Annotated in this window: 20 protein-coding genes and 1 pseudogene; all 21 read right to left on the bottom strand. The window is 52.5% G+C overall.

The features are described 5' to 3' along the window. The 21 genes and pseudogenes from tuf to BM261_RS03625 all read right to left on the bottom strand — a co-directional run bounded on the left by tuf (position 1) and on the right by BM261_RS03625 (position 23,142). Complete coding sequence (gene tuf / locus BM261_RS03530; RefSeq protein ID WP_074895258.1) at positions 1 to 1,185, bottom strand: elongation factor Tu; 1,185 nt, start codon at positions 1,183 to 1,185, stop codon at positions 1 to 3. Between the two features lie 88 nt (positions 1,186 to 1,273). Next, on the bottom strand, positions 1,274 to 3,379 hold the full coding sequence (gene fusA / locus BM261_RS03535) for an elongation factor G (protein WP_074895260.1): 2,106 nt from the start codon (positions 3,377 to 3,379) through the stop codon (positions 1,274 to 1,276). Positions 3,380 to 3,397: 18 nt separating this feature from the next. Beyond that, positions 3,398 to 3,868, bottom strand: coding sequence for a 30S ribosomal protein S7 (rpsG, locus tag BM261_RS03540; RefSeq protein WP_003745196.1), 471 nt, complete (start codon positions 3,866 to 3,868; stop codon positions 3,398 to 3,400). 117 nt (positions 3,869 to 3,985) lie between these two features. Beyond that, positions 3,986 to 4,357, bottom strand: a complete 372-nt coding sequence (rpsL, locus tag BM261_RS03545; RefSeq protein ID WP_002218431.1) for a 30S ribosomal protein S12 — start codon at positions 4,355 to 4,357, stop codon at positions 3,986 to 3,988. Between the two features lie 197 nt (positions 4,358 to 4,554). Further along, positions 4,555 to 5,802, bottom strand: coding sequence for a cell division protein FtsZ (gene ftsZ / locus BM261_RS03550; protein WP_074895262.1), 1,248 nt, complete (start codon positions 5,800 to 5,802; stop codon positions 4,555 to 4,557). A gap of 136 nt (positions 5,803 to 5,938) precedes the next feature. Then, positions 5,939 to 7,186, bottom strand: a complete 1,248-nt coding sequence (gene ftsA / locus BM261_RS03555) for a cell division protein FtsA (protein ID WP_074895264.1) — start codon at positions 7,184 to 7,186, stop codon at positions 5,939 to 5,941. A 24-nt stretch (positions 7,187 to 7,210) separates the two neighbouring features. Beyond that, positions 7,211 to 7,960, bottom strand: coding sequence for a cell division protein FtsQ/DivIB (locus tag BM261_RS03560; protein ID WP_074895266.1), 750 nt, complete (start codon positions 7,958 to 7,960; stop codon positions 7,211 to 7,213). Beyond that, positions 7,950 to 8,861 (bottom strand): D-alanine--D-alanine ligase, encoded by a 912-nt coding sequence (locus BM261_RS03565; RefSeq protein ID WP_074895659.1) that lies wholly within the window; start codon positions 8,859 to 8,861, stop codon positions 7,950 to 7,952. The genes BM261_RS03560 and BM261_RS03565 overlap by 11 nt, the downstream gene beginning before the upstream one ends. Before the next feature lie 124 nt (positions 8,862 to 8,985). Then, a complete protein-coding gene (murC, locus tag BM261_RS03570; protein ID WP_074895268.1) occupies positions 8,986 to 10,398 on the bottom strand; it encodes a UDP-N-acetylmuramate--L-alanine ligase in 1,413 nt (470 codons plus the stop codon). Between the two features lie 301 nt (positions 10,399 to 10,699). After that, positions 10,700 to 11,773 (bottom strand): undecaprenyldiphospho-muramoylpentapeptide beta-N-acetylglucosaminyltransferase, encoded by a 1,074-nt coding sequence (gene murG / locus BM261_RS03575; protein ID WP_074895270.1) that lies wholly within the window; start codon positions 11,771 to 11,773, stop codon positions 10,700 to 10,702. A gap of 3 nt (positions 11,774 to 11,776) precedes the next feature. Further along, positions 11,777 to 12,943 (bottom strand): putative lipid II flippase FtsW, encoded by a 1,167-nt coding sequence (ftsW, locus tag BM261_RS03580; protein ID WP_074895272.1) that lies wholly within the window; start codon positions 12,941 to 12,943, stop codon positions 11,777 to 11,779. Between the two features lie 28 nt (positions 12,944 to 12,971). Further along, positions 12,972 to 14,309 (bottom strand): UDP-N-acetylmuramoyl-L-alanine--D-glutamate ligase, encoded by a 1,338-nt coding sequence (gene murD / locus BM261_RS03585; protein ID WP_074895274.1) that lies wholly within the window; start codon positions 14,307 to 14,309, stop codon positions 12,972 to 12,974. Between the two features lie 85 nt (positions 14,310 to 14,394). Further along, positions 14,395 to 15,315, bottom strand: a complete 921-nt coding sequence (locus BM261_RS03590) for an SEL1-like repeat protein (protein ID WP_074895276.1) — start codon at positions 15,313 to 15,315, stop codon at positions 14,395 to 14,397. 125 nt (positions 15,316 to 15,440) lie between these two features. Then, positions 15,441 to 16,523, bottom strand: coding sequence for a phospho-N-acetylmuramoyl-pentapeptide-transferase (gene mraY, locus BM261_RS03595; protein WP_074895278.1), 1,083 nt, complete (start codon positions 16,521 to 16,523; stop codon positions 15,441 to 15,443). A 91-nt stretch (positions 16,524 to 16,614) separates the two neighbouring features. Next, entirely contained in the window at positions 16,615 to 17,040 is a 426-nt protein-coding gene (locus BM261_RS03600) for a DUF2127 domain-containing protein (protein WP_074895280.1), read from the bottom strand. 14 nt (positions 17,041 to 17,054) lie between these two features. Beyond that, the gene (locus BM261_RS12310; protein ID WP_114910538.1) at positions 17,055 to 17,219 is read right to left on the bottom strand and encodes a hypothetical protein; all 165 of its coding nucleotides are present in this window, start codon (positions 17,217 to 17,219) and stop codon (positions 17,055 to 17,057) included. 2 nt (positions 17,220 to 17,221) lie between these two features. Continuing rightward, positions 17,222 to 18,589, bottom strand: coding sequence for a UDP-N-acetylmuramoyl-tripeptide--D-alanyl-D-alanine ligase (locus BM261_RS03605; protein ID WP_074895662.1), 1,368 nt, complete (start codon positions 18,587 to 18,589; stop codon positions 17,222 to 17,224). Positions 18,590 to 18,628: 39 nt separating this feature from the next. Then, the gene (locus BM261_RS03610) at positions 18,629 to 19,489 is read right to left on the bottom strand and encodes a hypothetical protein (protein ID WP_049230309.1); all 861 of its coding nucleotides are present in this window, start codon (positions 19,487 to 19,489) and stop codon (positions 18,629 to 18,631) included. 24 nt (positions 19,490 to 19,513) lie between these two features. Next, positions 19,514 to 19,600 (bottom strand): annotated as a pseudogene (locus BM261_RS12980) (M23 family metallopeptidase); the annotation flags it as partial. Between the two features lie 35 nt (positions 19,601 to 19,635). Next, entirely contained in the window at positions 19,636 to 21,114 is a 1,479-nt protein-coding gene (locus tag BM261_RS03620) for a UDP-N-acetylmuramoyl-L-alanyl-D-glutamate--2,6-diaminopimelate ligase (protein WP_074895282.1), read from the bottom strand. A 30-nt stretch (positions 21,115 to 21,144) separates the two neighbouring features. Next, positions 21,145 to 23,142, bottom strand: a complete 1,998-nt coding sequence (locus BM261_RS03625) for a peptidoglycan D,D-transpeptidase FtsI family protein (RefSeq protein WP_074895285.1) — start codon at positions 23,140 to 23,142, stop codon at positions 21,145 to 21,147. Positions 23,143 to 23,155 lie beyond the last annotated feature (13 nt).

Here is a 23,155-nt window from a genome sequence, read left to right on the forward strand (position 1 = left end):
TTAAGCGATGATAGAAGAAACCACGCCCGCACCTACGGTACGACCGCCTTCGCGAATCGCAAAGCGCAGACCTTCTTCCATAGCGATAGGTGCAATCAGTTCTACAGTGATGGCCACGTTCTCACCAGGCATAACCATTTCTACACCTTCTTCCAAAGTAACCGCACCGGTTACGTCGGTAGTACGGAAGTAGAATTGTGGACGGTAGTTAGCGAAGAACGGAGTATGACGACCACCCTCTTCTTTGCTCAATACGTAAACTTCTGCTTTGAATTTGGTGTGAGGAGTGATGGTACCCGGTTTAGCCAATACTTGACCGCGTTCCACTTCTTCACGTTTGGTACCGCGCAGCAATACGCCTACGTTGTCACCTGCTTGACCTTCGTCCAGCAGTTTGCGGAACATTTCAACACCGGTACAAGTGGTTTTTTGGGTTTCTTTCAGACCTACGATTTCGATCTCGTCACCGACGTGGATGATACCGCGCTCTACACGACCGGTTACTACTGTACCACGGCCGGAGATAGAGAATACGTCTTCGATAGGCAACAGGAACGGTTTGTCCACGGCACGCTCAGGTGTCGGGATGTAGCTGTCCAATGCAGCAGCCAGTTCGAAGATTTTTTCTTCGTAAGCTGCGTCGCCTTCCAAGGCTTTCAGTGCGGAACCTTGTACGATCGGGCAGTCGTCGCCTGGGAAGTCGTAGCTTGACAGCAAGTCACGGATTTCCATTTCAACCAGTTCCAGCAGTTCGGCATCATCAACCATGTCGCATTTATTCATGAACACGATGATGTAAGGTACGCCTACTTGGCGGGCCAACAGGATGTGTTCGCGAGTTTGCGGCATAGGACCGTCGGCAGCGGAACATACCAAGATTGCGCCGTCCATTTGTGCGGCACCGGTAATCATGTTTTTAACGTAGTCGGCGTGTCCCGGGCAGTCTACGTGTGCGTAGTGGCGGGTTTCGGTTTCGTATTCTACGTGTGAGGTATTGATGGTAATACCGCGGGCTTTTTCTTCGGGAGCGTTGTCGATTTGGTCGTAAGCTTTTGCAGCACCGCCGAATTTTTTAGCCAAAATAGTAGTCAAAGCAGCAGTCAGGGTGGTTTTACCATGGTCAACGTGACCGATGGTGCCAACGTTTACGTGCGGTTTGCTACGTTCAAATTTTTCCTTAGCCATGAGCTAATTCCTTTACATTAAAGATCGATTAAAGAACAGAGGCCGTCTGAAAAATCATTTCAGCCTTTCAGACGACCTATTTGCCTGATTAGCCTTTACGGGCTTCAGTTACAGCAGCAGCTATGTGGGCAGGAGCTTCAGAATATTTCTTGAACTCCATAGAGTAAGTAGCGCGGCCTTGGGTTGCAGAACGCAGGTCGGTAGAATAACCGAACATTTCTGCCAAAGGTACTTCGGCACGGACTTTTTTACCGCCGATACCGTCATCATCCATACCCAATACGACGCCGCGACGACGGTTCAAGTCGCCCATTACGTCACCCATGTATTCTTCAGGGGTTTCCACTTCAACGGCCATGATTGGCTCAAGCAGAGCAGGATTGGCTTTACGCATACCTTCTTTGAAGGCTTGAGAAGCAGCCAATTCGAAGGCCAGTTGAGAGGAGTCAACGTCGTGTGAAGAACCAAAGATCAAACGTACGCGTACGTCAACTACTGGGTAGCCTGCAACGATACCGTTAGGCAGGGTATCGCGGATACCTTTATCGACAGACGGAATGAATTCGCGAGGAATCACACCACCTTTAATCTCATCGATAAATTCGTAACCTGCACCACCCGGCTCCATAGGTTCCATTTTGATCACAACGTGACCGTATTGACCTTTACCACCGGATTGTTTAGCGTGTTTGTATTCGGCTTCGACTTCTTTGCGGATGGTTTCGCGGTAAGCCACTTGAGGCGCACCGATATTTGCTTCCACGCCGAATTCGCGTTTCATACGGTCAACAATAATTTCCAGGTGCAGCTCACCCATACCCGAAATAATGGTTTGACCGGATTCTTCGTCTGTACGAACACGGAAAGACGGGTCCTCTTTAGCCAGACGGTTCAGGGCAATACCCATTTTCTCTTGGTCAGCTTTGGTTTTCGGCTCAACGGCAATATGGATTACCGGCTCAGGAAATTCCATGCGTTCCAAGATAATCGGCGCGCTTTCTGCACACAAGGTTTCACCGGTAGTAACGTCTTTCAGACCGATAGCGGCTGCGATGTCGCCAGCGCGTACTTCTTCAATTTCAGTACGGTCCGCAGCAGTCATTTGTACCAAACGACCGATACGTTCACGAGTACCTTTTACAGAGTTCAATACGGTATCACCGGATTTCACGACACCAGAGTAAACGCGGATGAAAGTCAGTTGACCAACGTATTTGTCGTTCAGCATTTTGAACGCCAATGCAGAGAATTTCTCTTCGTCGCTGGCTTGACGGCTGTCAGCTTCTTCAGTGTTAGGGTTAACACCTTGAACCGGAGGAATATCGGTAGGAGCTGGCAGCAATTCTACAACTGCGTCCAACATACGTTGAACACCTTTGTTTTTAAATGCAGAACCACACAACATAGGTTGGATTTCGCCTGCCAGAGTACGTTGACGCAATCCGCCTACGATTTCTTCCTCAGTTAGCTCGTCGCCGCCCAAGTATTTATCCATCAATTCTTCGCTGGCTTCTGCTGCAGCTTCAATCATGTTTTGACGCCATTCTTCAGCAGTTTCAACCAACTCAGCAGGAATATCGCCATAGGTAAAGGTTGTACCTTTATCAGCTTCGTTCCAGATGATAGATTTCATTTTCAGCAGGTCAACAACGCCACTGAAGCTATCTTCTGCACCAACCGGGATTACGATAGGTACAGGGTTTGCGCGCAAACGGGTTTTCATTTGCTCGACAACGCGGAAGAAGTTGGCGCCTTGACGGTCCATTTTATTTACAAACGCCAAGCGTGGCACTTGGTATTTGTTGGCTTGACGCCATACGGTTTCAGATTGTGGCTGAACACCGCCCACCGCACAGTAAACCATTACCGCACCATCCAATACACGCATAGAGCGCTCCACCTCTACGGTAAAGTCAACGTGTCCCGGGGTGTCGATGATGTTAAAACGGTGTTCGGGGAATTGTTTCGCCATACCGGACCAGTAGGAAGTTACGGCAGCAGAAGTAATGGTAATACCACGCTCTTGCTCTTGTTCCATGTAGTCGGTAGTAGCCGCGCCATCATGTACCTCGCCCAATTTGTGGGTCAAACCGGTATAGAACAAAATACGTTCTGTAGTAGTGGTTTTACCCGCGTCAATATGGGCGGAAATACCGATGTTGCGGTACAGGCTGATCGGGGTCTTACGAGCCATTTTATTAGCCTTTCAAAATTAGAAACGGAAGTGAGAGAATGCTTTGTTTGCTTCAGCCATGCGGTGTACTTCTTCACGTTTTTTCAACGCACCGCCGCGACCTTCGGACGCATCAATCAATTCGCCTGCCAAACGCAGGTCCATGGATTTCTCACCACGTTTACGGGCCGCATCGCGAACCCAACGCATTGCAAGAGCCAGACGGCGTGAAGGACGAACCTCAACAGGAACTTGGTAGTTTGCACCACCTACACGGCGGCTTTTCACTTCCACGATAGGTTTGGCATTTGCAATGGCTTCGTTGAATACTTCGATTGCTGCTTTGCCGGTTTTTTTCTCGATTTGCTCCAACGCACCGTAAACGATACGTTCGGCAACAGATTTTTTACCGTCAATCATCAATACGTTCATAAATTTAGTCAGCTCGACGCTGCCGAATTTAGGATCAGGCAATACATCGCGCTTTGGGACTTCTCTACGTCTTGGCATTTTAATTTCCTTTAATCTATTCAGTCGGGTCAATTCCCATGAATACCCAAAAGAGCATTCACTTACTCGGCCGTTGTTCAGCTTAGGCGACCGACGTGCCTATTTAAGTCCCTGTAATTATTTAGGACGCTTAGCACCGTATTTAGAACGGGCTTGTTTACGGTCTTTAACACCTGCAGTATCCAAAGAACCGCGTACAGTGTGGTAACGTACACCCGGCAAGTCTTTTACACGACCGCCGCGAATCAGTACGACGCTGTGTTCTTGCAGGTTGTGGCCTTCACCGCCGATGTATGAAATCACTTCAAAACCGTTGGTCAGACGAACTTTACATACTTTACGCAATGCAGAGTTAGGTTTTTTAGGGGTAGTCGTGTATACACGGGTGCATACGCCGCGTTTTTGCGGGCAGGCTTCCAGTGCAGGCACTTTGTTTACGTACACAGGCTTTTGACGGCCTTTGCGTACCAATTGGTTAATAGTTGGCATATTTTCTCGTCCTGTTGAGTTAAATACTTGCCGACACCATGTCGGCAAGAGTCGAATTATATTATCCTGGACAATCTTCAGTCAAGAAATCAACACTTAAACCGCATCTTTGGGTAGGATATTGACTAAATTTGATAACACAAAGGCCGTCTGAATTTCAGACGGCCTGACAATAACTTTTTAATCAATAAAAAATCTTAAGATACTTCGTCAATGCTTCCTCTTTGACGGCGCAATACTGCAGGAATTTCCAAATCATCCAACACTCTCTGATCAGAAAAGTCGGGAGCCGCCAAATTCATATTTCTAACATCTCGACCAGACGTAATCACACCAGCGATATTAGAAAAATCACTCTCTTCCGACATTTTCGCATTTACTGCGCCATACCCATCTCCGGATACATGACCACGGACACGACCTGATTGAATTTCTCTACCACTATACGATGTCGTTGCAGATGCGGCATAGTGATTATTCTCCTTCAACCCTGTTGCAATAATGGTTATGCGGATCGCATCCTCAGGCATATTTTCATCTTCTGCCGTACCATATTTCCGCTCAGAGTCAGGATGCGCATAATCATCTATAACGCGCATAATCTCGCGATACTCAGACATCTTCAAGCAACCCGGAGCAGTAGTAATATTGACCAAAACGCCGCGTGCGCCGTCCAAACTTACATTATCAAGCAGCGGGCTGGAAATAGCTTCTTCCGTAGCCAAACGTGCACGATCCACCCCTTGCGATGAGCCTGAACCCATCATAGCCATGCCGGTAATACTCATAACGTTTTTAACGTCGGCAAAATCCAAGTTGATAAAGCCAGGGCGAGTTACCACTTCAGAAATACCGGCCACGGCAGCATGCAATACATTATCAGCTGCGCGAAACGCCTCACGTACCGTAACATCCTCACCCAAAGCCGTCATAAGTCTATCATTGGGAATCACAATTAAAGAATCCACCTGACTCTTCAAATGTTCAATTCCTTGCTGAGCGATATGGATGCGCTTACCTTCATGCTCAAACGGACGTGTAACGACTGCCACAGTCAAAATACCCATCTCTTTGGCAATTTCAGCAACAACCGGAGCAGCACCTGTACCGGTACCACCACCCATGCCTGTTGTAATAAACAACATATTGGCACCGCGAACCGCTTCGGTAATAGCCTCTCTTTCCTCCAAGGCAGCTTCTCGCCCAACTTCCGGATTGGCTCCCGCTCCTAACCCTTTGGTCAGATTGGTACCCAATTGTATGCGCTTGGGCGCATCACTCTTTCCCAAAGCCTGCGCATCAGTATTCGCACTGATAAACTCTACACCTTGGATAGTGTTTTTAATCATATTGTTGATAGCGTTACATCCGCCACCGCCAATGCCGATTACCTTAATTACTGCAGGGCTTGCAGCTGAATCTACTACGTCGTAAACCAAATCCATTAAAACTACTCCTTCGTGCCCTGCATGGGACAATACAACTTTGACAAAATACAGCGAATGATAAGCGGATTATATAAGAAGCTACCGAATCTTAGCAAAAACCTTCAATAACTTTTACTCATATTCCTATGGGCACTTAAAAACTATTCAGCAACCAGTCTTTCAGTTTCCCCCAAAACCCGTCTTTATGCTCATGATATACAGACCCGGTTTCGGCAATTTGATTGCCTTCAGTATCACCACGGGCAGCATATAGCAGACCTATTACTGTGGCATTTCGAGGATTACGAACTCTTTCCGACACACCCGGCATTTCCGGCGGAACGCCGATTCTGGCAGGCAGGCCGAAAATATCTTCGGCCAAATCAACGATACCGTTCAACATAGACGCACCGCCCGTCAATACGATTCCCGAAGTCAGCATATCTTCGAAGAAACCGCTTCTGTGTAATTCATTACGGGTTAATTCCAAAATTTCTTCCACGCGCGGACCGATTACGCTGGCCAGCACTTTGCGTGAAATCTGTCTCGGTTGACGCTCCCCTACGCTTGGCACTTCAACCATCTCGTCCATATCTTCATCCGGCAGATCTGGATGAGCCGCACCGTGATGGATTTTAATATATTCGGCCGCTGCATAAGGCGTACGCAAAGCCTGAGCCAAATCACTGGTAATCAAATCGCCGGCAACGGGTATTACTGCGGTATGACGGATGGCACCATTGGTATAAACCGCGATATCGGTCGTACCGCCACCGATGTCAATCACACAGACGCCCAAATCCTTTTCATCATCGGTTAATACAGCCTGGCCGCTGGCCAAGGGCTGCAACATAATTTGATCCATCTGCAAACCGCAGCGGGTAATACATTTTTGAATATTCTGCAATGCGGTAACCGCGCCGGTAATAATGTGGACACGAGTATCCAACCGCACACCGCTCATCCCGATCGGCTCGCGCACGCCGGGCTGGTTATCGATAATATATTCCTGAACCACAGTGTGCAGAATACTGTGATCCGGCGGAATATTGACTGCTTTCGCCGTTTCGATGGCGCGGTCGATATCCGCCTGACTGACTTCACCGTCTTTGATTTTAACCACGCCCTGGGAATTAAGGCTTCGGATATGGTTGCCCGCAATTCCCGTAGTCACACTGCCAACCTCGCAATCAGCCATCAATTCGGCCTCGCTGACCGCATGTTTGATGGCCTGTGCGGTTGCATCGATATTCGTTACCATACCCGCCTTCAAACCGCGTGAAGGTGCCTGCCCAATACCGACGATATGGATTTGATTGTCTTCCTGCACTTCGCCGATTAGGGCGATTACTTTGGAGGTGCCGATATCCAAGGCACTGATGTAGTGTTTACCTTTAACCATAATCTTCCAGTCTTTTTAAATTTTTCAATTATTTTCAGACGGCCTCTCCAAGCCGCCCTGATTATCTGTTTGTTGTTCTTTCAAGCGGACGGCAAAACCGTCCTTATAGCGCATATCGACATAATGAAGACCATCTGCCTGAGGTTTAAGCAATGTCGGCCAAACGCGGACAAAACGCTTCAGCCGTTCGACAACCTTGTCGCGCCCCAATTTTACCGTAATACCGTTGGATAACACGATTTCCCATGCCGAACGGGACGTGTAGGCCAAAGTGGCGACGGACAGCTTTTCTTTTGCCAGTTCACGTTTGAACATGGAGAAACGCTCCACCATAACCTTTCCCGCACCATCCTGCCCTTTGAATTTCGGCAAAACCACTTCCTCATCCAGCCGGCCCGCAAAAACATTGCCCTCGCTGTCTACCAAACCGCCATCCTCCCAATACGCGACAGGTACGCGCTCACTCAATCGGATTTCCACTGTATCAGGCAGACGGCGGCGGACTTCGGCTTTGGCTATCCACGGCATTGCGGCAAACGCAGCCTGAGCACCGTTCAAATCGGCTTTAAAGACATTACCCCGTATATAGCGCGCGGCAATGTTCTGCAATTCTTCCCCATCGGTATATTGCAAATCTCCGTTGATATTAACCTGCTTGACGGGGAAATATGACGAATGATACAGCCATACGCCTGCCGAACCAAGCAGCATGACAAACACCACCACATAAAGCCACCTGCTGGCACGGCGCATGGCTTGTGCATTATTCCACATAAGCCGTTTTCAGAATCTCAACGCACAACTGTGCGAAATCCAAACCCTGCTGCGCTGCAGCTTTGGGCACCAGGCTGTGGGAGGTCATGCCCGGCAGCGTATTGGCTTCCAATAAATACAAACGGCCCGACTCGTCTTTCAGAAAATCAATCCGCCCCCAACCCCTGCCGCCGATGGCATGGAATGCGCGGACGGTCAAATCGCGCATCAGGCGTTCGTCTTCCTCGCTCAAATCAGACGGGCAGAGATAAACCGTATCGTCGCGGTCGTACTTGGCCTCTTTGTCGTAAAACTCGGTGGCAGGAATAATCCGCACGCTGGGCAGGGCGCGGCCGTTCAATATGCCGCAAGTGTATTCGCCGCCGCCGATAAAGGCTTCGGCAATAATCTCACCGCGAAACTGCTTCAGTTCGTGATACACCTCTTTCAGACGGCCTGCTTCTTTTACTTTCACCACGCCGACACTGCTGCCCTCATTTGCAGGCTTGACGAACATCGGCAATCCGAGCTGCCGTTCTACTGCGTCGAAATCGCTGTCGTCGCGCAACACGGCATAATCCGGCACAGGCAAACCCAAACCTTTCCACAGCAGCTTGCTGCGGTATTTGTCCATACCGATGGAAGAAGCCAGCACGCCGCAACCGGTGTAGCGGATACCGAGTGCCTCCAACGCGCCCTGCACCGTGCCGTCTTCGCCGAACACGCCATGCAGAATATTAAACGCACAATCAAAACCCTGTGTTTTCAATTCACCCAACGGCGTTTCTTTCGGGTCGAACGCATGGGCATCGACACCTTTGCTGCGCAATGCCTCCAATACTGCCTGCCCGCTGGCGAGGGAAACCTCGCGCTCGCTGGAAAAACCGCCCATCAATACGGCTACTTTACCAAAATCCTGCATAACTTCCTTCTTCATCCTGCAAAGGCCGTCTGAAAAAACCAACCGGTTTCAGACGGCATCTTGATTGACACATTTTTTTCAGACGGCCTCAGCCTGCATCCGGCCGGCCGTCGTTTCCCACATTTTATTTACCGTTCTGCCGGGACAATTCCACCAAAGCGGCAGGCACTTTATTGATGCTGCCCGCACCCATATTCAGCAGCACGTCGCCGTCGCGCAAGACGTCCAGCAACATGGCGGGCAATTCGTTCACGTCGGCGCAATAAAGCGGATCGACCTTCCCGTAGGCGCGGACGTTACGCGCCAACGCACGGCTGTCCTGCGGCAACGGGTCTTCCCCTGCCGCATAAACATCGGTCAGCACCAACACATCAACCGTGTTCAACACCTTGCTGAAATCATCAAACAAATCCCGCGTGCGGGTATAGCGGTGCGGCTGGAAAGCCAGCACCAGGCGTTTGTCCGGATATGCACCCCGCGCAGCCGACAAAGTAGCCGCCATTTCCACCGGATGATGGCCATAGTCGTCCACCACCAAAGCCTTGCCGCCCTGAGGCAGATCGATTTCGCCATAGCTTTGGAAACGGCGGCCAACACCGGCAAATCCTTCCAAACCGCGGCGGACGGCTTCTTCATCGACACCGCACTCCAAGGCCACGCCAATGGCGGCCAGTGCATTCAACACATTGTGGCGGCCGGGCAGATTGAGGACAACGTCGAACGTACGCGGCTCATGGCCTTTCAACCGCGCATGGACGGTAAACTTCATCTGCGCGCCGATGCTTTCCACATCCGTGGCGTAAATGTCGGCACTGTCGTCCAGCCCGTAAGTTGCATGGGGTTTGCTGATTCTCGGCAGGATGGCGCGGACATGCTCGCTGTCAATACATAAAAATGCTTTACCGTAGAATGGCATACGGTGAATAAAATCCACGAAGGCCTGATGAAGTTTTTCGACGCTGTGGCCGTAAGTGTCCATATGGTCTTCGTCGATATTGGTTACTACCGACATCAAAGGCGTGAGGTATAGGAACGATGCGTCGGATTCGTCGGCCTCGGCAACGATGTAGCTGCCTTTGCCCAAACGGGCATTGGTGCCCGCCGCAGTGAGTTTGCCGCCAATCACGAAAGTGGGGTCCAGCCCCGCGGCGGCCAAAATGGAGGCGGTCAGGCTGGTGGTGGTGGTTTTGCCGTGCGTGCCCGCGATGGCGATGCCGTCTTTGAAACGCATCATTTCCGCCAGCATCAGCGCGCGGGGAATGACGGGAATCTGCTGCGCCACCGCCGCCGTTACTTCGGGATTGTCTTTTTTCACTGCAGTGGAAGTAACCACCACGTCCGCACCCTGAATGTGCTCGGCCGTATGGCCGGGGTAAACCTGCACGCCCAGCGAGGCCAAATGACGGGTTACCGCGCTTTGCGCCTGATCTGAACCCGAAACGGTATAGCCTTGATTGTGCAGCACTTCGGCAATGCCGCACATGCCCGAACCGCCGATGCCGACAAAATGGATGTGTTTGACTCTGTTTTTCATGATGGTGTTCCAAATAATTTTTGACGGCGAATCGGATTGGAAGCCGGTTCAAAGGAAGCAGTGCCGCAGCGGCTTAACGTCGATTCACCCTATTTTTCAGACGGCCTGAAAACGTTTGCGCGCAGGCATTTCCGCCCAAGCCCGCAAGCGTGGCAAAAGGAAGGGATTGTAAGGTTTTTACCTGCCTGATGTCATGTTGTTTAAAGTAAAAACAGGTTTGCATACCGATGTGCGGGATATTTTCAGACGGCCTCACATCAGGGTCTGAGGCCGTCTGAAAACCGGAAGGACGCATTTCGTTTTTTCAGACGGCCTTTGCTGCCGACATGGCTGCTTCGGCCACCCGTCCGGCACTGCCGGGCATGGCCAGTGTTCGTGCGTTTTCCGCCCATTCGAGACATTTTTCACGGTTCAGCCCGCCAATGATTTCCGCCAGCTTTTCCGCAGTCAGCTGTGTTTGCGGCAGCAGCAGGCCTGCTTCGGCCTGCACCATAAAGCGCGCATTGGCGGTTTGATGGTCGTCCACGGCATAAGGGTACGGCACCAGCAGCGCGCCCACGCCCGCCGCCGTCAGCTCGGCAATCGTCAGCGCGCCTGCGCGGCAGACCACCAAATCGGCATCGCGGTAGGCCGAAACCATATCGTCGATAAATTCGCAGCACTCCGCCCCTACGCCGTGTTCGCGGTAGGCCGTCTGAAGCGCGTCCAATTTGCCGCGCCCGGATTGGTGGCGCACATCCGGGCGTATTTCAGCGGGCAATGCGGCCAATGCCGCCGGCACGGTTTCATTCAATACCTGCGCCCCCAAGCTGCCGCCGACGACTAAAATTTTCAGACGGCCTTCTCGCCCAGCAAAGCGTGCGGCGGGCGCAGGCAGATTGGCAATATCGGCGCGGACGGGATTGCCGACCAATCCGTCTTCCGCTCCGAAAGCCTGCGGGAAGGCATACAGCACACGACGGGCGATTTTCGCCAACATCCGGTTGGACAGCCCGGCCACGGCGTTTTGTTCATGAATCACAACCGGCACGCCGCACAATTTCGCCGCCACGCCGCCGGGGAAAGTAACAAAACCGCCGAAGCCGATGACGCAGGCGACCCGGTGTTTCCTGATAATCCGCTGTGCTTCGCGGATGGTTTTGAAAAGTGTAAACGGCAGCGTCAGTTTGCGCTTGATGCCGTTGCCGCGCACACCTTTAATCGCCAGTTTCTCCAACAAGATGTCGTGCTGCGGCACAATCCGCTCTTCCATCGAACCTTCGCTGCCCAGCCAAATCACATGCTGCCCCGCCGCCTTTAAGGCTTCGGCCACCGCCAAAGCGGGGAAAATATGGCCGCCGGTGCCTCCGGCCATCAACATAAAGGTTTTACCGCCCATTCTTTATCCTTCCACTTTATAACCGCGCATTTTACGGCGGTTTTCATAATCCACGCGCAGCAACAAGGCCATGCTGACCAGCATTACCACCGCCGCCGAACCGCCATAGGAAACCAAAGGCAGCGTCAGTCCCTTGGTCGGCAGCAGGCCGATGTTCACGCCGATATGGAAAAAACTCTGCACGCCCAGCCACAATGCGATGCCATAAGCGACGAACGAACTGAAAAACAACTCCAAATCGCGCGCCTGTTTGCCGATGGAAAACGCCCGCCACACCAGCCAACCGTAGCAGAATACGAGCATGCACATACCGAAAAAACCCCATTCCTCGCTGATAACGGCGAAGATAAAGTCAGTGTGTGCTTCCGATTCGGTCAGATAAAACCGCTTGTCGAGGCTGGCCCCCAACCCTGTACCAAACCACTGGCCGCGTGCGGACGCCATCAGGGAATGAGTTAATTGATATCCTGCGCCGTGGGGGTCATTGAAAGGATCCAAGAAAGAAACCACACGCGCCATGCGGTAGGGTGCGGCCAATACAGCAAACAGAATGGTTACCACACCCGCAATAACCGCCACCGAAAACCATTTTTTCGGCAAATCAGCCAAAAACAACAAACCCAAACCAATCAGCGAGGCCACAACCATCGCACCCAAATCCGGCTCGGCCAGAATCAAAGCCAATCCGGCTCCGATGGCAATACCAGGGAATATCATACTTTTCAGATGTTTCAATACTTCCGCGCGGCGGTTAAAAAAGGCGGCCAAGTAGAGAATCATCGCCAGCTTGTAGGTTTCACTCGGTTGATAACTGAAAAAGCCAAGGTTAATCCACCGCTGTGCGCCGTTAATTTCACGACCGACAAACAAAATCAAAAGCAAAATAAAGGTGTTGGCCAACAGTAACCACAGCGATGCCTTGCGCCAAACCGACATTTTGACGCAAAAAGCCAATACGGCGAACACCAGTCCCCCGGCAACAAACTGCGCCTGTTTTTCCACTACCTGCCACTGATTGCCGCCGTTGTATCCCGCCCAGGCGACGGATGCCGAATACACCATCAAAAGGCCGAACGACACCAACAGCACCAGCATCCACAACAGGGATTGGTCAAACTTATGGCCGTTTTTCAATACTTTGCGGTCAAGTAATTTGGATTCGCTAATCATCGTTGTCCTAATATTTTTTCAGACGGCCTCATAAAGCCTTAAACGCCTCGATAAACACTTCCGAACGGTGTGCATAGCCTTTGAACATATCGAAGCTCGCGCAGGCGGGGCTGAGCAACACAATATCGCCCGCTTCGGCTTGGGTGTATGCTGTCTGAACCGCTTCTTCCAAAGTGGCGCAGTCGGTCAGGTTCAAGCCGCAGCCGTCCAAATCGCGACGGATTTGCGGCGCATCTACACCGATCAGGAACACGCCTTTTGCCTTGTCGGCAAGCGCATCGCGCAGGGGCGTGAAGTCCTGCCCTTTGCCCATGCCGCCCAAAATCACGAAGAGCGGGTTTTGCAAACCGGCAATCGCGGCGGCTGTCGCGCCGACGTTCGTGCCTTTGCTGTCATCAATGAACACCACGCCGTTTTTCTCGCCGATTTTTTCCACGCGGTGCGGCAGGCCTTGGAAGGTTTTGACGTGTTCGAGCAATGCTTCGCGCGGCAAACCGACGGCTTCGCACAAGGCGACGGCAGCCATGACGTTGGCGGCGTTGTGCAGACCTTGCAGCGGGATGTCTTGCGTGGCAATCAAATCTTCATCGCCCTGTTTCAGACGGCCTGTCTCGCGTTCCAACCAAAAATCGGCTTCGTGTTCCAACGAAAACCATTTCACCTCGCGCTCGGCGCGCTTCATGGCGCGGCAGAAAACGTCGTCTGAATTCAAAACCTGCACGCCATCGCCACGGAAAATCTTGGCTTTGGTATGCGCATAGTCGAGCAAGTCGTCGTAGCGGTCGAGATGGTCTTCGGAAATGTTCAGCACCGTCGCTACAGTCGGGCGCAGGCTTTCGGTGTTTTCCAATTGGAAGCTGGAAAGCTCCAACACCCACACGTCCGCCTTTTTGCCTTCTCGCTGCAATTCCGCCTCCAAAACCGGCGTGCCGATATTGCCCGCGATGACGGTATCCAGCCCGCACTTGATGCAGAGATAGCCGACCAGGCTCGTTACCGTCGTTTTGCCGTTGCTGCCGGTAATCGCAATCACCTTATCGCCGCGGCAGTTCACAATGTCCGCCAGCAATTCGATGTCGCCCAACACGCGCCCGCCGTTTTGCTTGAACGCCTCAATATCCGGCTGACGCTCGCTGATGCCGGGACTGAGCGCCAGAATATCGAAACCGTTGTCCAACGCATCTTTCAGACGACCCGTGTAAAACACCAGCCCGTCAAACATCTTACCGATTTGCGACACGCGCTCGGCTTTCAGCTCCGCATCATACGCAGCCACCTCCGCGCCGTTTTTGCGCAGGTAGGCAATCATGGAAATACCCGTGCCGCCGAGTCCGGCGACGAGGATTTTTTTGTTTTGGAAAGTCATTTTGGTTTTGTCCTAAAACAAATCATATTGAGCAGGAAGATGTCCGCTCCTGCTCAAGCCGCTTTCAGACGGCATCGCGAGCTGTTCAATAACCCGCCTTCAGGCGTTGGTTATTGTCGCAGCCTTTTTGGTCTCCGTTTTGACAAGCCTTGCCAAACCATTCTTGTGCAAGGGCGCGGTTTTGGCGCACGCCGTGCCCGTGTTCATACATCATGCCCAACAAGACTTGGGCTTGGGCAAACCCCTGCGCTGCCGCCTGCCGATACCATTTGAACGCTTCGGCATCATCCTGGCGCACGCCTTGTCCTTCGTCATACATCACACCCAAATTATACTGGGCTTGGGCTACCCCCTGCTCCGCCGCCTGCCGATACCATCTGACCGCTTCGGCATCGTCTTGGCGCACTCCACGTCCTTTGGCATACATCACGCCCAAATTGTATTGGGCTTGGACAACCCCCTGCGCTGCCGCCTGCCGATACCATCTAACCGCTTCGGCATCGTCTTGGCGCACGCCGCGTCCGTTAGCATACATCAAGCCCAAATTGGTTTGGGCTGCGGCATACCCCTGCTCCGCTGCCTTACGATACCATCTGACCGCTTCGGCATCGTCTTGGCGCACGCCTTGCCCATTTTCATACATCACGCCTAAATTATGTTGGGCGGCAGCATCCCCCTGCGCTGCCGCCTGCCGAAACCATCTGACCGCTTCGGCATCGTCTTGGCGCACGCCTCGTCCTTTGTAATACATCAAGCCCAAATTGGTTTGGGCTTGGGCTAACCCCTGCTCCGCCGCCTGCCGATACCATCTGACCGCTTCGGCATCGTCTTGACGCACACCTTCTCCATTTTCATACATCACGCCCAAATTATGTTGGGCTGCTGCATTTCCCTGTGCTGCCGCCTGCAAGGTTTCCCGAAAATCCGATACGTCATCCGCCCATACCGCTTGGTTCAAGCCCAAGGCAATCAGGGCGGCGGCAAGCCATTTGACTGTCTGTTTCATGGTTTTACTCCTGTTTTAGTATAAGGCGGGTTTCAGCCGCCGTTAACGATAAGGCGGGGCGGATTGCCGCCGCAGGTTTATTGCGCGTTCAAATGCCGTCTGAAAGGTGTTCAGACGGCATAGGTTCAGCGGATTTTTAACGAAGACAGCCCGATTAACACCAATACGATGGTGATAATCCAAAAGCGGACGACGACTTGGGTTTCTTTCCAGCCTTTTTGTTCGTAGTGGTGATGGATGGGCGCCATCAGGAAGATGCGTTTTTTGGTTTTCTTGTACCAGCCGACCTGAAGCATGACGGATATAGCTTCGACGACGAACAAACCGCCCATAATCACTAAAACAAACTCTTGGCGAACGATGACGGCAACGGTACCAAGTGCCGCACCCAATGCCAGCGCGCCGACGTCGCCCATAAAGACTTGCGCGGGATAGGCGTTGAACCACAAAAATCCGAGACACGCGCCGCACATGGCGGTACAGAAAATCACGACTTCGTTCGCGCCGGCGACATAAGGCAGTTGCAGGTATTGGGCGAATTGCGAGTGTCCGCTGGCGTAGGCGAAGATGGCAAGGCCGGCGGCAACGAGGACGACGGGGAAGGCGGCCAGGCCGTCAAGGCCGTCGGTGAGATTCACGGCGTTGGAAGTGCCGACGATGGTCAGATAACTCAGCACCATAAAGCCGACCACGCCAAGCGGCAGGGCGACCTGCTTGAAGAAGGGGACGATTAGAATATTGTTGGTCGAATTTTCGGCAAGGAAAAACAGGGCCAGTCCGGCAATCACGGCCACACTCGACTGCCACACCATTTTGAATTTGGCGGACACGCCGTTGGGGTCTTTATAGACCACTTTGCGCCAGTCGTCGTAAAAACCGAGTGCGCCGGTGGCGAGCAATACGCCCAAGAGAATCCAGATATACGGGTTCGCCCAGTTGCCCCACAACAGCGTGGACACGGCGATGGCGGTCAGAATCAGCGAACCGCCCATGGTCGGCGTGCCGTTTTTGATAAGGTGGGTTTGCGGCCCGTCGGTACGGACAGCCTGGCCGACTTTGAGTTCGGTCAGTTTGCGTATGGTCCACGGGCCGAACAATAATGAAAACGCCAACGCGGTCAGTGCGGCCATCACGGCGCGGAATGTGGTGTATTGGAACAGGTTCAGCGCGGACAAAGAGCCGCTGAAACGGGCAAACCATAAAAACATCTGTAACTTCCTAGATTTATTGTGTGTTAAACATCAAATTTCAAAATATATCCTTTTCAGACGGCCTACCATTGATGAGGCCGTCTGAAAATCAATCCGTCCCCTCACGGGTGCGGAAATAATCCTTAGGCAGCAGGAAAAACAGGCTGAAGCAAACCACGGCACAGGTGGCGACATCCAGCCAAGACAGCCCGCCCAACCACGGGAAGGCCAAATATTTTACCGTATTGACAGCGATATACAGCATACAGCAAATCAAACACAACCAACGCGCCCAATTCTTGCCGCGCCACAACCCGACTGCCGTTACCACCATCATCAAGGACAACACAAAAGGTTGGAAGGCCATCACCAGCCACCAGCCTATGCCGCTTGCGGCCTCCACAGCCTCGCGGTCAAACGCTTCGACAGCATGCCACACCGCCATTACCGCCCCCGCCGACCATAAAACCGCCACCGTCATCATCATCCAAACGATAAACTGCAACAGCAAAGGCCGCTTTGCTTCCTGCTTCATTTTCAGACGGCCTCTTACCGTTCCAGCACGCAAATCGGATAATTCCCTGGATGCTTACCGCCGCCCAAATCCAGACAAAGGTCTTCATAAAGATACGCCTGCGTCCGCATTCCGGCATAAAACGCACCAACCAGCGCGACAATCAGCAATAAGGCTTTCACAAAGCCGCTGCTGTTCATTTTCAGACGACCTCTTTATCGAGCAATGCCTCGACCACTTCTTCCATCTTCATAAAGCGCGAACCTTTCACCAACACGGTGGCGTGTTCGGGCAAATCGTGGCTCAACACTTGAATCAACGGGTCTTTGGCGGCAAACCACAAACCGTCCGCACCAAACGTTTCCGCCGCTTCGACGCTGTTGTCTCCGACAAAATAGGCCGCTTCGATGCCTTGGTCTCGGGCGTACGCGCCGACTTCGGCGTGCATGGCGGCGGCTTCGTCCTCGCCCAGTTCGCCCATATCGCCCATCACGAAAATTCGCGGCGCAGGCATACGCGCCAACACGTCAATCGCAGCTTTCATGCTGTCGGGGTTCGCATTGTACGTATCGTCAATCAGGGTCGCGCCTTTGATACCGGCTTTGACGTTCAGACGACCTTTGATGTTGCTGAAACCTTGCAAACCTTCCGCCACATCGTTCAAACTCAAACCAGCCGCCAAAGCCAACGCGGCGGCAGCGGCGGCGTTGTGGATATTGTGGCGACCGGGAACGGGCAGCACCACGGCGGCGCACTCGTTGCCGCACACCAAATCAAATTCGCACGACAAAGGTTTCAGCACAATATTTTCCGCATGGACATCGCCGCTATCGACGCCGAAAGTCCGCTGCTGATGACCTTGGGAGGTCGTCTGAAACACGGCGGCATGTTCGTCTTCGCACGGAATCAAAGCCAATCCGTCTTCGCCCAAGCCTTGATAAATCTCGCTTTTCGCCTTGGCAATATCGAGCGTACCGTCAAAACCGCAGCCGACATGGGCGCGCAGGGCGTTGTTGACCAAGGCGGCATCGGGTTTGGCGATTTGCGTCAAAACCGCCAGTTCGCCGAAATGGTTCATGCCCATTTCGATCACGGCATAGCGGTGTTTTTCGTTTAATTTCAACAAAGTCAGCGGAAGGCCGATATGGTTGTTGAAGTTGCCCGCCGTCGCCAACACGGCATCATCGCCGAAACGGCGGCGCAATACCGCGGCCAACATTTCCTTCACCGTCGTTTTGCCGCCCGAGCCGGTAATGCCGAACACAAACGGGTTCACATTATCGCGCCACGCCTTCGCCAACGTTTGCAACGCGGCAAGCGTGTCATCGACTTTCAACGCGCCATCCAAAGCAGCGCAATCTTCGCGCGAAACCACAACCGCCGCCGCACCCGCAGCCAATACGTCTTCAACAAAATCATGCGCGTCAAACCGCTCGCCCGCCAAAGCAAAAAACACATCGCCCGCGCGAATGTCGCGGCTGTCGGTTACGATGCGCGAAACGGGTTTGTTTTCAGACGGCGTCGGAAGGTTGAGGGTTTGGCAGATGAAGTTTAGGTCTAGTGGTTTCATGGTTTCTTTCATTTGTTTTTTCAGACAGTTTTTTGACACTCAGCTACCGATTTTTCCGTACTCCTGATAATCGGAGAAACACAATACGATGGTTTTACCGTTTTTACGGTAAGGATGGCAGAGGCTGTAATGACCGTCTTCCGCTTCATAGCGCATTTCCTGGGTTTGTCCGGCAAATACTTTTTGCAGGTATTCGCGCCCCTTCAAATCCGGGGAATAGACATAGTCCGTTTTCTTGACCGCCACTTTCTCACCATTTCGATTCACGACGAAATTATCGCCACCTTCTGCATTCTGATTGGCGGCAGGCACGACTTCGTCACTCAGGGTAAGACGGGTGGAGTCGGCTGAAAAAGCCAGATAAACCGGTTTGTTGCCGATCTTATCCGGCACGATAATCATGGCAGCGTTGAACGAAGAATCATCTTTAGCCATCAAATCCAAGATTTCCGACGTTTTTCTGATATACGCCAAGTCAAAACGGTAATCGGCCAACGCATCGAGTTGAGCAGAATTGTCTTTGACGATGCGCTCCGACGATTGGATTAAGATATCGCGTTTTTGTTGAATAGTCAGGTAATTGCCGCCGAACAGCAACACCGCCAAAATAGGAAATACCGCCAACAGCAGATATACGGTTTTCCTACCGCCACGGACTTCTTCTTCCTGCCCGCGCTCGGCAATACGGGTCAGATTCAACATGATGTTCAGCATCAACGTGCCGCCCATCACAGCCAAAATCCCCAAAATACTCATCAGGAAAATTTCTGTAATGTGTTCACGGAACACCTTGAGTCCGAAGACTTGAATCAATATCAACGCGAACACCCAGTACACCAGCAGTGTCACTGCTACCATACCGATGATGTTCGTTGCCTTGACCAATTTTTTTGCGTTCATCTCTTCACTCTTTTTTCAGACGACCTATTTGTCCTGATTAATCAACGGATAGGGATTGATCGCTCCGTTTGGTAAATACACGCCATAATGCAGGTGCGCCGGTGTGGTTTTGCCAATGGCCTTAAGGAATTATCTGGAAAATATTTTTACCTGAGTTCTGCTAATGCTTTTTCTGCGATTTCAAAATCGGAGAAATGGTACTTCACGCCTTGTACATCCTGATAGTTTTCATGTCCTTTACCGGCAATCAGGATGATGTCGTTTGCCGCGGCGCGTTCGACTGCGTAACGGATGGCGGCGGCACGGTCGGCTTCGACGCATTCGGGCGCGGGCACGGCAGGCAGGATGTCGTTGATGATGTCTTGCGGATTTTCCAAGCGCGGGTTATCGCTGGTTACGACGACTTTATCCGCGCCCTGTACGGCTGCGGCACCCATCAGTGGGCGTTTGCCGCGGTCGCGGTTGCCGCCGCAGCCGAATACGCACCACAAAGCCGCACCTTGCGGTTTGATTTCCTGCAAAGTAGCGAGTGCTTTTTCCAATGCGTCAGGTGTGTGGGCGTAATCGACAACGACCAAGGGCTTGCCGCTGTTCATGATGCAGTCCATGCGGCCTGAGGCGGGACGGATTTTTGCCAGCACATCCAATACTTTATCAAGCGGATAGCCGTTGGCACAAAGCAAGGCGATGCAGGCGGCAAGGTTTTGCGCGTTGAAGCGTCCGAGCAGGCGGGTGCGGCAGCGGCCTTCGCCCCACGGGGTTTGGAATACGGCTTCCATGCCGTCTGAAGAGGCAGTGAAATGAACAATGCGGATGTCAGCGTGTTCGCTGAAGCCGTAGCCGTAAACGGCCAAATCAGGACAGTCTTTTTTCAGACGACCTGCGAGTTCTGCGCCATATTCGTCATCTACGTTGATGACGGCGTGTTTCAAGCCTTGCCAGTAAAACAGGCGCGACTTGATGGCGCCATAGGCTTCCATCGTGCCGTGGTAGTCGAGGTGGTCTCGGGTGAGGTTGGTAAAAATTGCGCTGCAGAATGGCACGCCGTTGACGCGCGATTGGTCAAGGCCGTGGCTGGAGACTTCCATCGCGGCAGCTGTTGCGCCTTGTTGACGGAAACGGTAGAGCAAAGTTTGGACATCTACGGGGGCAGGAGTGGTGTGCGTGGTTTCTTCCAATACGCCCCAAAAGCCGTTGCCGACCGTGCCGATAATGGCGGTTTTTTCGCCCAACAAATCGGCGGCTTGCGCCAGCCATTGTGTGATGGAGGTTTTGCCGTTGGTGCCGGTTACGCCCCAGACTTTGAGGTCGTCTGAAACATTGCCGTAAACTTGCGCCGCCAACATGCCGGCACGGTGTTTCAAATCTTTGATGCCTTGATTGGGGACTTTCCATTCGGGATTCCACGCAAATTTGCCGTCGTCGTCCCAAAAAACAAAAGCCGCGCCGTTGGCAATGGCTGCGGGGATATAACTGCGGCCGTCTGTATATTCGCCCTGACAGGCAACGAAAATATCACCTTGTTTGATTTGACGGCTGTCTGAATGCAACAAACGCCCTGCTGCGTTTGCACACAGCAGAGGCGGAAAGTTGGTTTCAGCTAAAGGGGTTAACTTGCTGAACATAAATTAAAAATTCCTGATTGGCAGTTAGAGTTACTTCGCAGCCAGGTCGACGGCTTTGACGGCGTTGGTCGGATGTACGCCCAAGATATTCAGTGTACCCGCCATGATGCCTTTAAATGCCGGGCCTGCCACCACGCCGCCGTAATAACCGTTTGCCCGCGGTTCGTCGATGGCTACTGCAACAATCACACGCGGATTCTCTGCCGGCGCAAAGCCGATAAAGGTGCCGATGTGTTTGTCTTTGGCATAACGGCCGTTCAGGACTTTTTGCGCAGTACCGGTTTTGGCGGCAACATTAAAACCTTCCACTGCGCCATTCTGCCCGGTACCGCCTTTTTCCGTTACCGATACCATGATTTGGCGCATGGCTTTGGCTGTTTCCGGCTTCAGAATCCGTTCGCCGGCAGGTACGCTGTCTTGTTTTTCAAGAGAAACGGGCATCAGCTTGCCATCGGCGGTAAAAATCGTATACGCCCTGGCCAATTGCAGCAGACTCAGCTGCATGCCGTAACCGAACGACATGGTTGCCTGCTCGAATTTGCCCCATTTCTTCCAATCGCGCAGCGCACCCGTACTCTCGCCGGGGAAGCGGATGTCGGACTTTTTACCGAATCCGATGCTGCGGTAATAACTGTGCATCTCTTCCGGGCTGTACATCAAAGAGATTTTGCTGGTGCCTACGTTGGAAGACTTCTGCATGATGCCGCGCACGTCGAGCGACGGATAAAGGTGCGTGTCGCGCACCGGATGGCCGCCTACGTTGTACGGACGGGTATCGAAATGCGAACGCGTGCTGATTTTTCCGTCGTCCAATGCTTTGGCAATCGGAAACGGTTTCAAAACCGAACCGAATTCGTACATATCGGTTACGGCACGGTTGCGCCTGTGATCGCTGTCGGCTTCGGCCGGTTCGTTCGGGTCGTAAGACGGGCCGTTAACCAATGCCAAAATCTCGCCCGTGCGCGCATCCAATACCACCGCACTGCCGGATTTTGCCTGATGGTGCGCTATTGCTTTGGTCAATTCGTCGTAAGCCAAAGTTTGGATACGCTGGTCGAGTGCCAAAACGATGTCGCTGCCGTTTTCAGACGGCCTGTTGTTTTCGGAATCGATGTTTTCGACGATTTGGCCTTTATTGTCCCGCAAAACATTGCTTTGGCCGTCTTTGCCGTGCAGTTCTTTTTCACGGGATAACTCCAAGCCTTCCTGCCCCTGGCCGTCGATATTGGTAAAGCCGATGATTTGCGCGAACAGGCTGCCCATCGGATAGTGCCGCTGCGGCTCTTTTTGGAAAGCCAGCCCTTGAATGCCCATATCGGCAATCTGCTTGGCCAATTCGGGTTTCATCTGCCGTTTTAAAAAGACGAAATCAATCTTCTTGCCCATATCCTCTTTCAGGACAGACACACTTTTCTTATCGAGCTTGGACTGGATGGCAGGGTTCAATACATCGGCCAACTGCTGCAACTTCTCATCGGAAGGCAAGTTTTCCAGTTCAGACGGCTTAACATACAGTTCGTAAGTCCCCGAATCGCCTTTCGCTTTGCCTTTACGGAATTTCAAACCCTCGATTCCCAAAGCCTGGACGGCTTGGATGGTATTTTCGTTCAGACGGCGTGCAATAATCGAAACGGTGCTTTTGCGGTCCAAGCGTTCGCGGATGATTTCGGACGGCAAATCGATTAAACCCGACAATTCCTCTATCTGTTCGTCGGTCAAATTAGCCTCTGAAGGAATGGCGTACAGCGATTCGGCCGGCGCACTCAGGGCCAGCGTGGCACCGTTTCGGTCGCTGATAACGCCGCGCGAAGCCGGCAGTTTGAGCGTGCGGACAAAGCGTTTATTGCCCTCTTCGGTCAAAAATTCGTGATTTGAGGTTTGCAGATATAAGCCGCGCCCGATCAATGCCAAAAAACCGATACCGAGCGCACCCAGGACGAAAACAATCCGCCCGTTGCTGGTAACCGGTTTTTTGCCTACAGCTTGCTTGGGCAACATCTTCGGCTTATATTCGTTTTTAATCAACATGTAATTACTTCCG

Source organism: Neisseria elongata subsp. elongata, assembly GCF_900113545.1.
In the GTDB taxonomy this organism is placed as follows: Bacteria; Pseudomonadota; Gammaproteobacteria; order Burkholderiales; family Neisseriaceae; genus Neisseria; species Neisseria elongata.